General features: G+C 69.1%; 11 protein-coding genes. 8 read left to right on the forward strand and 3 right to left on the reverse strand.

The genetic code is table 11. From position 1 onward, the window contains the following. The first annotated feature begins 175 nt into the window (after nt 1–175). The 6 genes from eccD (at nt 176) to ACFWBW_RS11200 (ending at nt 7342) form a co-directional block, all read left to right on the forward strand. Complete coding sequence (gene eccD / locus ACFWBW_RS11175; RefSeq protein ID WP_385370528.1) at nt 176–1687, forward strand: type VII secretion integral membrane protein EccD; 1512 nt, start codon at nt 176–178, stop codon at nt 1685–1687. A gap of 172 nt (nt 1688–1859) precedes the next feature. Continuing rightward, complete coding sequence (gene rpsO, locus ACFWBW_RS11180; protein WP_327255219.1) at nt 1860–2147, forward strand: 30S ribosomal protein S15; 288 nt, start codon at nt 1860–1862, stop codon at nt 2145–2147. Between the two features lie 297 nt (nt 2148–2444). Next, nucleotides 2445–4667, forward strand: a complete 2223-nt coding sequence (locus tag ACFWBW_RS11185) for a polyribonucleotide nucleotidyltransferase (protein WP_385370554.1) — start codon at nt 2445–2447, stop codon at nt 4665–4667. Continuing rightward, nucleotides 4664–6043 carry a M16 family metallopeptidase gene (locus ACFWBW_RS11190; RefSeq protein ID WP_385370530.1) on the forward strand — a complete coding sequence of 460 codons (1380 nt, stop codon included), beginning with the start codon at nt 4664–4666 and terminating at the stop codon, nt 6041–6043. The genes ACFWBW_RS11185 and ACFWBW_RS11190 overlap by 4 nt, the downstream gene beginning before the upstream one ends. A 74-nt stretch (nt 6044–6117) precedes the next feature. Then, the gene (dapB, locus tag ACFWBW_RS11195) at nt 6118–6870 is read left to right on the forward strand and encodes a 4-hydroxy-tetrahydrodipicolinate reductase (RefSeq protein WP_385370532.1); all 753 of its coding nucleotides are present in this window, start codon (nt 6118–6120) and stop codon (nt 6868–6870) included. 19 nt (nt 6871–6889) lie between these two features. Further along, nucleotides 6890–7342: a hypothetical protein gene (locus ACFWBW_RS11200; RefSeq protein WP_385370534.1), complete on the forward strand. Its 453-nt coding sequence runs from the start codon at nt 6890–6892 to the stop codon at nt 7340–7342. A 58-nt stretch (nt 7343–7400) separates the two neighbouring features. Here the strand turns inward: ACFWBW_RS11200 and ACFWBW_RS11205 are convergent, their stop codons facing one another. Continuing rightward, nucleotides 7401–7958, reverse strand: coding sequence for a PH domain-containing protein (locus ACFWBW_RS11205; RefSeq protein ID WP_385370535.1), 558 nt, complete (start codon nt 7956–7958; stop codon nt 7401–7403). Between the two features lie 48 nt (nt 7959–8006). Then, complete coding sequence (locus ACFWBW_RS11210; RefSeq protein WP_266904009.1) at nt 8007–8246, reverse strand: hypothetical protein; 240 nt, start codon at nt 8244–8246, stop codon at nt 8007–8009. Between the two features lie 370 nt (nt 8247–8616). On the opposite strand from ACFWBW_RS11210, the gene dapA reads away from it, so the two are divergent. Then, the gene (gene dapA / locus ACFWBW_RS11215; RefSeq protein ID WP_266904008.1) at nt 8617–9516 is read left to right on the forward strand and encodes a 4-hydroxy-tetrahydrodipicolinate synthase; all 900 of its coding nucleotides are present in this window, start codon (nt 8617–8619) and stop codon (nt 9514–9516) included. 116 nt (nt 9517–9632) lie between these two features. Further along, complete coding sequence (locus tag ACFWBW_RS11220; protein ID WP_274549819.1) at nt 9633–11318, forward strand: ribonuclease J; 1686 nt, start codon at nt 9633–9635, stop codon at nt 11316–11318. A 209-nt stretch (nt 11319–11527) separates the two neighbouring features. Here ACFWBW_RS11220 and ACFWBW_RS11225 read toward each other — a convergent pair. Beyond that, on the reverse strand, nt 11528–11821 hold a 294-nt coding region (locus ACFWBW_RS11225), incomplete at its 5' end, for a hypothetical protein (RefSeq protein WP_385370537.1).

Below are 11821 nucleotides of genomic sequence, written 5' to 3' on the forward strand. Positions count from 1 at the left end.
GCGAAGGGGGTCTCCTCCGCAGAGAGGTGATCCTACTTGCCGACTGTCATCGACACTCCCGGTAGGGTGGCGCGCGCAGCATGCGCATCCGCGAATCGGCTGCGCACCGGCGGGCGGACCACCACCACCGGCGCACCCACACACACCAACGCACACATCCACCGGGGGGCATCAGGTGAACACCGCCGAGGCGACCGGCTTCCGCAGGGTCACCGTCGTGGCTCCCGACAGCCGCATAGACGTCGCTCTCCCCGAGGACATCGCCGTCGCCGACATCTACCCCGAGCTGCTGCGCCTCACCGGCCAGACCCAGCCCGTCGGCGCACCCACCGGCTTCCACCTGGTCCTGCGCTCCGGCACCGTCCTCGACGGCGCCCGCACCCTCGCGGCCCAGCAGGTCCTCGACGGCGAAGTACTGAGCCTGCGCCCCTTCGCGGAGTCCCTGCCGCCCGCCGTCTTCGACGACGTCTCCGACGCCGTCGCCGCCGCCGTGGTGCGCGACCGCCACCGCTGGAGCGACGACATGCTGCGCGGCGCGGGCCTGACCGGAGCCGCCGTCCTCTTCGTCCTCCTCGGCTTCGTCCTCTGGTACGCCGACCCCGTCCTGCACGACATGCACGGACTGCCCGGCATCATCGCCGGCTCCGTCGGCCTGCTCCTCACCGCCGCCGCGGGCGTCCGCGCCCGGGTCTACCGCGACCGCGGCTCCGCCGTCGCCCTCGGCCTCGCCGCCGTACCGCACCTGCTGATCGCCGGCTCCGGCATCATCGCCCCCGCCACGGGGGAGGGCCCCGGCCGGCTCCAGTTCCTCCTCGGCTGCGTCTGCGTGCTCGTGGCCTCCGTCGCCCTCGTCGCCCTCACCCCGGACGGCGACGCCCCCTTCGTCGCGACCACCTTCCTCGCCGCCACCGGGACCCTGGCCACCTTCGCCGCCATCACCGCCGATGCCGGCGCGACCTCCGCGGCGGCCGTCTGCGCCCCCGCCGCGATCGGACTCGTCGCCTTCCTGCCCGGCCTCTCCGCCCGCTTCGCCCGGCTCCCCATCGGCTACGCCGCCCCGCAGAGCGCCACCGCCGAGTACGAGAGCCCGGACCGCTACGAGAGCGACCCCTACAACGAGCACGGGGAGCGCCCCGCCGAGGGACACGACTCCGGAGCCCCGCTCGACGCCGAGGCCATCGCCGCCCAGGCCCGCCGCGGCCACGAGATGCTCCTCGGCCTCGTCGGCGGCTGCGCGGCCGTCGCCGTCGGCTCCGCCGCCGTCCTCGGCTTCTCGGACAACACCTGGGCCCGGCTCCTGGCCCTGGCCACCGGGCTCGCCATGCTGCTGCGCGCCCGGCTCTTCCGCTACACCTCCCAGGTCGCCTGCACCCTCGTGGCCGGCTTCGCCGCCCTCGGCCTGCTCGTCCTGGGCCTCGCCATGCACCCGCCGGCCGCCCTGCTCAAGGACCTCGTCCTCTACGGGGACCACAGCGGCCTGGAGATCCGTACGCTCTGGCTCTCCGCCGCCGTCGCCGCCGGAGCGGCCCTCCTCGCCGGAATTGCATTGGTCATTCCCCGCAAGGGTCTGTCACCCTTCTGGGGGCGGCTGCTCGACCTCACCGAGGCGGCGGTCCTGCTCAGCCTGGTCCCGCTGACCCTGGCCGTGCTCGACGTCTACTCCAAGGCCCGGGCTCTCACCAGCTGAGACGAGCGCCTGCGGCAGCCTGGTACGCTGTGTGACGGCCGCTTGTGTACGCGCCCCCGGAATCCTCCGGAGGCTGCGCTCAGCGGACCCCGCCTCCCGAGTTACGGAAGATCCCCAGAGAATTCGACCTGGGGCACTCGGTGGCTATGCAGACCTATTACAAGGAGTACGCGTGCCGCTCGACGCCGCAGTCAAGAAGCAGCTCATCGCAGAGTTTGGTGCCAAGGAGGGCGACACCGGCTCCCCCGAGGTCCAGGTCGCGATGCTGTCCCGCCGCATCTCGGACCTGACCGAGCACCTGAAGGCCCACAAGCACGACCACCACTCCCGTCGTGGTCTGCTGATCCTGGTCGGCCAGCGTCGCCGCCTGCTGCAGTACCTGGCCAAGAAGGACATCCAGCGCTTCCGTACGCTGGTCGAGCGCCTCGGCATCCGCCGCGGTGCGGCCGGCGCCAAGTAAAGACGCTGTGAAGGGAGCGGTTCCCACATTGAGTGGGCCGCTCCCTTTGCTGTACGTGCGCGAGGTACCGGACGCTTTGTAGTCTGGAAGCGTCCGCGTCGCGAGACGCGCACAACTGAAGAGGAGGAGCGCCCTCCCTACGCCGCCGGTCCTCGGTAGTGGCATCCGGAAAGCCCGTACGGGGCTTCGCCCGGCTGCTTCGATCGAAGACCGGCCCGCACGCAAGGAGCGCTTCTCCGCAACCGTCCACCACCACACGGGTGGCGGACGGAGACGACGAAAATGGAGAAAACGCTAGTGGAGAACGAGACCCACTACGCCGAGGCCGTCATTGACAACGGTTCCTTCGGCACCCGCACCATCCGCTTCGAGACGGGCCGTCTGGCCCGCCAGGCCGCCGGCTCCGCCGTTGCCTACCTGGACGACGACACGATGGTGCTTTCCGCCACCACCGCGTCGAAGAAGCCCAAGGACCAGCTCGACTTCTTCCCCCTGACGGTGGACGTCGAGGAGCGGCAGTACGCGGCCGGCAAGATCCCCGGCTCCTTCTTCCGCCGCGAGGGCCGTCCCTCCGAGGACGCGATCCTCACCTGTCGCCTGATCGACCGCCCGCTGCGCCCGTCCTTCAAGAAGGGCCTGCGCAACGAGATCCAGGTCGTCGCGACGATCATGGCGCTCAACCCCGACCACCTGTACGACGTCGTGGCGATCAACGCCGCCTCCGCGTCCACGCAGCTGGCCGGCCTGCCCTTCTCCGGCCCGATCGGCGGCGTCCGCGTCGCGCTGATCCGCGGCCAGTGGGTTGCCTTCCCGACGCACACCGAGCTCGAGGACGCCGTCTTCGACATGGTCGTCGCGGGCCGCGTGCTCGAGGACGGCGACGTCGCGATCATGATGGTCGAGGCCGAGGCCACCGAGAAGACCATCGCCCTGGTCAAGGGCGGCGCCGAGGCGCCGACCGAGGAGGTCGTGGCCGCCGGCCTCGACGCCTCGAAGCCCTTCATCAAGGTCCTCTGCAAGGCCCAGGCCGACCTGGCCGCCAAGGCCGCCAAGCCCGAGGGCGAGTTCCCGGTCTTCCTGGACTACCAGGACGACGTCTACGAGGCCCTCTCGGCCGCGGTGAAGGGCGAGCTCTCCCAGGCGCTGACCATCGCGGGCAAGCAGGACCGCGAGGCCGAGCTGGACCGCGTCAAGGAGATCGCCGCCGAGAAGCTCCTCCCGGCCTTCGAAGGCCGCGAGAAGGAGATCTCCGCCGCGTACCGCAGCCTGACCAAGGCTCTGGTCCGCGAGCGCGTCATCAAGGACAAGGTCCGCATCGACGGCCGCGGGATCACGGACATCCGTACCCTCGCCGCCGAGGTCGAGGCCATCCCGCGCGTGCACGGCTCGGCGCTGTTCGAGCGTGGCGAGACCCAGATCCTGGGCGTCACCACCCTGAACATGCTCCGCATGGAGCAGCAGCTGGACACCCTCTCCCCGGTGACCCGCAAGCGCTACATGCACAACTACAACTTCCCGCCGTACTCGGTCGGCGAGACCGGCCGCGTCGGTTCGCCGAAGCGCCGCGAGATCGGCCACGGCGCGCTCGCCGAGCGCGCGATCGTGCCGGTCCTCCCGACGCGCGAGGAGTTCCCCTACGCGATCCGCCAGGTGTCCGAGGCTCTCGGCTCCAACGGCTCGACGTCCATGGGCTCGGTCTGCGCCTCCACCATGTCGCTGCTGAACGCCGGTGTGCCCCTCAAGGCCCCCGTCGCCGGTATCGCCATGGGCCTGATCTCGCAGGAGATCGACGGCAAGACCCACTACGTCGCCCTCACCGACATCCTCGGTGCGGAGGACGCGTTCGGCGACATGGACTTCAAGGTCGCCGGCACCAAGGAGTTCGTCACCGCGCTCCAGCTGGACACCAAGCTCGACGGCATCCCGGCCTCGGTTCTGGCCGCCGCCCTCAAGCAGGCCCGCGACGCCCGCCTCCACATCCTCGACGTGATGATGGAAGCGATCGACACGCCGGACGCCATGTCCCCGTTCGCCCCCCGGATCATCACCGTCAAGATCCCGGTGGACAAGATCGGTGAGGTCATCGGCCCCAAGGGCAAGATGATCAACCAGATCCAGGAGGACACCGGCGCCGAGATCACGATCGAGGACGACGGCACCATCTACATCGGTGCCGCCGACGGTCCGGCCGCCGAGGCCGCCCGCGCCACGATCAACCAGATCGCCAACCCGACCATGCCGGAGGTCGGCGAGCGGTACCTGGGTACGGTCGTCAAGACCACCACCTTCGGTGCCTTCGTCTCCCTCATGCCCGGCAAGGACGGCCTGCTGCACATCTCGCAGATCCGCAAGCTCGCCGGTGGTAAGCGCGTGGAGAACGTCGAGGACGTGCTCGCGGTCGGCACCAAGGTCCAGGTCGAGATCGCCGAGATCGACTCCCGCGGCAAGCTCTCCCTGGTCCCCGTGATCGACGGCGAGGCCGCCGGTGACGACGCTGACAAGGACGACTCCGACAAGTGACGTCGCGTAGTTCCCGTGTGACGGCCCGCCCCTCTTCGGAGGGGCGGGCCGTCGCCCGTACCCAAACACTGCTCAAGGGCGCGAACGGCATCGGCACCGTCCGCCGCACGGTCCTCCCCGGCGGACTGCGCGTGGTCACCGAGACGCTCCCGTCCGTCCGCTCCGCCACCTTCGGGATCTGGGCGCACGTCGGCTCCCGGGACGAGACGCCTTCGCTGAACGGCGCCACGCACTACCTGGAGCACCTCCTCTTCAAGGGCACCGAGAAGCGCAGTGCCCTCGACATCTCCTCCGCGATCGACGCGGTCGGCGGAGAGATGAACGCCTTCACGGCGAAGGAGTACACCTGCTATTACGCGCGGGTGCTCGACACCGACCTGCCGCTGGCCATCGACGTCGTGTGCGACATGCTCACCGGCTCGCTGATCCTCGAATCCGACGTCGACGCCGAGCGCGGAGTCATCCTCGAAGAGATCGCGATGACCGAGGACGACCCGGGCGACATGGTCCACGACCTGTTCGCCCAGACCATGTACGGGGACACCCCGCTCGGGCGCCCCGTCCTCGGCACCGTCGACACGATCAACGCGCTCACCGCCGACCGGATCCGCCGCTTCTACAAGAAGCACTACGACCCCACCCACCTGGTCGTGGCGGCCGCGGGCAACGTCGACCACAACAAGGTCGTGCGCCAGGTCCGCGCGGCCTTCGAGAAGGCCGGCGCCCTGACCCGCACCGACGCCGAACCGGTCGGTCCGCGCTCCGGCACCAAGCGGATCCGCACCTCCGGCCGCGTCGAGCTGGTCAACCGCAAGACCGAGCAGGCCCACGTGGTCCTCGGCATGCCGGCCCTGGCCCGCACCGACGAGCGCCGCTGGGCGCTCGGCGTACTGAACACCGCGCTCGGCGGCGGCATGTCCTCCCGCCTCTTCCAGGAGGTCCGGGAGAAGCGCGGCCTCGCCTACAGCGTGTACTCGTACACCTCGGGCTTCGCCGACACCGGCCTCTTCGGCGTCTACGCCGGCTGCCGCCCCAACCAGGTCCACGACGTACTGCGGATCTGCCGGGACGAGCTGGACAAGGTCGCCTCCGACGGGATCACCGACGAGGAGATCCGCCGGGCCGTCGGCCAGCTGTCCGGCTCCACCGTCCTCGGCCTGGAGGACACCGGCGCGATCATGAACCGCATCGGCAAGAGCGAGCTGTGCTGGGGCGACCAGATGTCGGTCGACGACCTGCTGGCCCGGATCGCGGCCGTCACCCCGGACGAGGTGCGCTCGGTCGCGCAGGACGTCCTGGCGCAGCGGCCCTCGCTCGCGGTGATCGGCCCGCTGAAGGAGAAGCAGGCGGCCCGTCTCGACGAGGCCGTCGCCTAGCCAGGCCCCTCTCAGGAGCACGTCGCCCGGGCCCCGGGACAGGGCCCGGGCCCGTACGCACTTTAAGGAATGACATGAGCAAGCTGCGCGTGGCAGTTCTCGGCGCCCAGGGCCGCATCGGCTCCGAGGCGGTCAAGGCCGTCGAGGCCGCCGAGGACATGGAACTGGTGGCCGCCCTCGGCCGCGGAGACAAGCTGGAGACGCTGGCCGAAGCCGGCGCCCAGGTCGCGGTCGAGCTGACCACCCCCGCCTCGGTGATGGAGAACCTGGAGTTCCTCGTCCGCCACGGCATCCACGGAGTGGTCGGCACCACCGGCTGGACCGAGGACCGCCTCGGCCGGCTGAACACCTGGCTCGCCGCTTCCCCGGCGACCGGTGTGCTCATCGCCCCGAACTTCTCCATCGGCGCGGTCCTCACGATGAAGTTCGCCGCGCAGGCCGCGCGCTACTTCGAGTCCGTCGAGGTCGTCGAACTGCACCACCCGAACAAGGTCGACGCCCCCTCCGGCACGGCGACCCGTACGGCGCAGCTCATCGCGGCCGCCCGCGCGCAGGCGGGCCTCGGCGCGCAGCCCGACGCCACCGCCACCGCGCTCGACGGCGCGCGCGGCGCGGACGTCGACGGCGTCCCGGTGCACGCGATCCGCCTCCGCGGGCTGCTGGCCCACCAGGAGGTGCTCCTCGGCGGCGAGGGCGAGACCCTGACGATCCGTCACGACTCCCTGCACCACAGCAGCTTCATGCCGGGCATCCTGCTCGGCGTGCGCCGCGTGACGCAGACTCCGGGCCTCACCTTCGGCCTGGAAAACTTCCTCGAACTCGGCTGACGAGCAGGCGGCGGCACCCATGCGCGCGAAGATCCTCTACTTCATCACGGCCGCGGTCCTGGTCGTGTACTTCGTCCTGGTCGGCAGCAGGGGCCTGATGCTGATCCGGCACGGGACCTGGCTCACCGTCACCTTCGGGGTGGCGGTGCTGATCCTGCCGGTCATCGGCGTCTGGTTCCTCTGGAAGAACACCCGGTTCGTCACCAGGGCCAACCAGCTCGGAGCCGAGCTGGAGGCCGAGGGCGGACTGCCCGTGGACGAGCTGGAGCGGGACAAGTACGGCCGGATCCTGCGGGACTCGGCCGACGAGGTCTTCGCGCGCCGCAAGGCCGAGACGGAGGACGCGCCGGGGGACTGGCGCAGCTGGTTCCGCCTCGCCATCGCCTACCACGACGCCCGCGACACCCCGCGGGCCCGCAAGGCCATGCAGCGGGCCATCTCCCTGCACGACGGAAAGCCCGTACAAGCCTGAGCCTGTACGGGCTTCCCGTGCGCGTGGCGCCCGCTCAGGGGCGCGCGTGCGGGTCTTCTCAGGCCGGTACGGCCCGGTACTCGTCGGCCCAGGCCCCGACCGAGTCGGCGGCCCGGTCGAAGGCTTCGGTCCGCGACAGGAAATCGGGGCTGTGGTCGGTCAGCAGCACCGGCAGCTCGGAGCCGCCGCGCGCCGCCACGGTCAGGGCCTGGCCCTGCACGGTCCTCGGCAGCCCGAGCCAGCGCACGGGCTGCTGCACCGTGCGGACCTCGCCGACCTGGTTCCAGGGGATCGAGCGGGTGATGAAGAACCCCACCACGCGCAGCCCCTTGGGGCTCACCCAGACGCCCGTGCGCAGCAGCCGCAGGGCGGAGCCGACCACGGCGAGCGAGGCGAGCAGACCGCCCAGGGCGCCCGTCCAGGTACCGGCGGCCACGATGATCACCGTGGCGAACAGCATGAACGAGCCGAGCAGCAGCATCACCGCGGCGATGGCCACCCGCCAGGGCCCCGGACGGTAGGGGCGCCGCCACCGGTCCGGGTCTTCGTAGGGGAGCGTCTCCCCGTTGTCGTGCGCGTCGAATGCGCCGTCGGCCGTCAGGAAGGGCAGGGGCACGGCAGGACCTCACTCACATGCACGTTCGGTTGGGCTGTGCCCGTGAGGCTACCGTCCCTCGGATGCCTCCGACTGCTGCGACTTCGCCGGTGCGTGGCTCGGCTGCAGTGCGGGGATGCCGAAGAGCAGCGATCCGACGAGCCCGGCCACGACGGTCAGTCCGACCAGACTACGGGCGGCGATCTGGGTCTTGCCCAGACTCTCGCGCGGCGGCGGAGTGACGTTGCTGCGGAATCGGTCGGCCTCGGCGACGAAGGCGAACGGGACGGGTTCGCGCCGGCGGAACATGGGAACGACTCTCCTCACGGTCGGGGCCCTGGGGCTGTGGGGGCAGGATGGACGGGCGTTCTACCGGGTAGGACGTGCGAAAGGCCCGATCGGTGCCGATTTTCGGGACATTAACCAAATTTTATGGCGCCGCGTCAGCTCCGCCGGCCGCGAGCCACCCGTGCCCCGTACGGCCCGCACATCCGGCTCCGCACGGATGTGCGGAACAAGTCCGAAGTGTCCGTATTGCCACGTTTCGTAAAGTTCATCTAGGCTGATCAAACGGACCCGGCACTGCTTGAACCCCCGAGCAGGCAGTGCCGGGCTCCAACACCCTCATCACGTCCCCCGAGGGGACACCGCGAGCATGGCAGCGAGTAGCGTGTTACCCATGGCTCCGATCTCGACTCCGCAGACCCCCTTCGGGCGGGTCCTCACCGCCATGATCACGCCGTTTACGGCGGATGGCGCACTTGACCTCGATGGCGCGCAGCAGCTCGCCGTCCACCTGGTGGACGCAGGCAACGACGGCCTGATCATCAACGGCACCACCGGTGAGTCGCCGACCACCACTGACGCGGAGAAAAACGACCTCGTACGAGCCGTACTCGAAGCGGTCGGAGACCGGGCCCACGTGGTCGCCGGCATCGGCACCAATGACACCCGTCACACCCTCGAGCTGGCCCGTCAGGCCGAGCGCACCGGCGCCCACGGCCTGCTCGCGGTCACCCCGTACTACAGCAAGCCGCCGCAGGAGGGCCTCTTCCGGCACTTCACGGCGATCGCCGACGCCACCGAGCTCCCGGTCATGCTCTACGACATCCCGGGCCGCAGCGGTGTCCCGATCAATACCGAAACACTCGTCCGGCTGGCCGAGCACCCCCGTATCGTTGCCAACAAGGACGCCAAGGGCGACCTCGGACGCGCCAGCTGGGCCATCGCACAGAGCGGCCTGGCCTGGTACTCCGGTGACGACATGCTGAACCTGCCGCTCCTGTCGGTCGGCGCGGTCGGCTTCGTCTCCGTGGTCGGTCACGTGGTCTCGCCCGAGCTCCGCGAGATGCTCGAGGCCCACCTGGGCGGCGACGTCCAGAAGGCCACCGAGATCCACCAGAAGCTGCTCCCCGTCTTCACCGGCATGTTCCGCACCCAGGGTGTGATCACCACCAAGGGCGCACTGAACCTGCAGGGCCTGCCCGCGGGCCCGCTGCGGCTCCCGCTGGTCGAGCTGACCGCCGAAGAGACGGCACAGCTCAAGATCGATCTTGCCGCCGGCGGGGTACAGCTCTGACATCAGACTTCACAACTGAATAAGCAGAACCACACAAGACAACAGCAAGTGCACGAATGACATGCGCGCCACGTGCCTCGACGGGTACGTGGCCGCGCGTGGTGAAGGAGAACCTTTTGAGCCATCCGCATCCTGAACTCGGTCCGCCGCCGAAGCTCCCCAAGGGCGGCCTTCGGGTCACCCCCCTGGGCGGTCTCGGTGAGATCGGCCGCAACATGACCGTCTTCGAGTTCGACGGCCGCCTGCTCATCGTCGACTGCGGAGTCCTCTTCCCCGAAGAGGAGCAGCCGGGCATCGACCTGATCCTGCCGGACTTCTCGTCCATCAGGGACCGGCTCGACGACATCGAGGGCATCGTCCTCACGCACGGCCACGAAGACCACATCGGCGCCGTCCCCTACCTCCTCCGGGAGAAGCCGGACATCCCGCTGATCGGCTCCAAGCTGACGCTGGCGCTCATCGAGGCCAAGCTCCAGGAGCACCGCATCCGCCCCTACACCCTCGAGGTGAAGGAAGGCGAGCGCGAGAACCTCGGGCCCTTCGACTGCGAGTTCATCGCGGTCAACCACTCCATCCCGGACGCCCTGGCCGTGGCCATCCGCACCGGCGCCGGCATGGTCGTGTGCACCGGTGACTTCAAGATGGACCAGCTTCCGCTGGACAACCGCCTCACCGACCTGCACGCCTTCGCGCGCCTGAGCGAAGAGGGCATCGACCTTCTCCTCTCGGACTCGACGAACGCCGAGGTCCCGGGCTTCGTCCCGCCCGAGCGCGAAATCTCGAACGTCCTGCGCACGGTTTTCGCGAACGCCAACAACCGGATCATCGTGGCGAGCTTCGCGAGCCACGTGCACCGCATCCAGCAGATCCTCGACGCCGCCCACGAGTACGGCCGCAGGGTCGCTTTCGTCGGCCGCTCGATGGTCCGCAACATGGGCATCGCCCGTGACCTGGGCTACCTGAAGGTTCCGGCCGGTCTGGTCGTGGACGTCAAGACCCTCGACGACCTGCCGGCCCACGAGGTCGTCCTGGTCTGCACGGGTTCGCAGGGCGAGCCGATGGCGGCCCTGTCCCGCATGGCGAACCGCGACCACCAGATCCGGATCGTCCCGGGCGACACGGTCATCCTGGCCTCGTCGCTCATCCCGGGCAACGAGAACGCGGTCTACCGCGTGATCAACGGCCTGACCCGCTGGGGCGCCAACGTCGTGCACAAGGGCAATGCCAAGGTGCACGTCTCCGGCCACGCCTCCGCCGGCGAGCTGCTGTACTTCTACAACATCTGCAAGCCGCGGAACCTGATGCCGGTCCACGGCGAATGGCGCCACCTGCGCGCCAACGCAGAGCTCGGCGCCCTGACGGGCGTACCGAAGGACCGCATCGTCATCGCCGAGGACGGCGTAGTCGTCGACCTCATCGACGGCAAGGCCCGCATCTCGGGCAAGGTCCAGGCCGGCTACGTCTACGTGGACGGCCTCTCGGTCGGCGACGTCACCGAAGCCCACCTCAAGGACCGCAAGATCCTCGGTGACGAGGGCATCATCTCGGTCTACGTCGTGGTGGACAGCACCACCGGCAAGATCGTCAGCGGTCCGAACATCCAGGCCCGCGGCTCCGGCATCGAGGACTCGGCGTTCGCGTCCGTCCTGCCGAAGATCGAGGAAGCCATCGCCCGAGCCGCCGCGGACGGTGTGGCCGAGCCGCACCAGATCCAGCAGCTCATCCGCCGCACCATGGGCAAGTGGGTCTCGGACGGCTACCGCCGGCGCCCGATGATCCTCCCGGTCGTCGTCGAGGTCTGAGCCTCGCCGTAGCGACCACACAGGAGCGGGGCAACCGGATTTGCATCCGGGGGCCCCGCTCCAGTACGTTTACGTCTCCACCTCGCACGGCACCCCGGCACACACGTGTGCCCGGCCATGTCGATGCGGGCGGGTGGGATTCCAGAGCAGGGAAACCTGATAAAGTCTGGCTCGCCCGAAAGGGAATGGCTCTCCAATGGCCGTCCAATTCAAATCCAAGTCGGAAACGACGCGGAAATGATCTGGTAGAGTTGGAATCGCCGGAAAGGGAAACGCGAAAGCGAAGAACTGGAAAGCGAAACCCGCTTCGACCGGGAATCGGACACGAAAGAGTCTGATAGAGTTGGAAACGCAAGAACAGAACGAAAGCCCGGAGGAAAGCCCCAGTAATTGTTACTGAGGGTGAGTACAAAGGAAGCGTCCGTTCCTTGAGAACTCAACAGCGTGCCAAAAATCAACGCCAAAAAGTTGATACCCCGTCCATTTCGGTGGATGAGGTTCCT

This window comes from Streptomyces sp. NPDC059957, assembly GCF_042730015.1.
GTDB lineage: Bacteria > Actinomycetota > Actinomycetes > Streptomycetales > Streptomycetaceae > Streptomyces.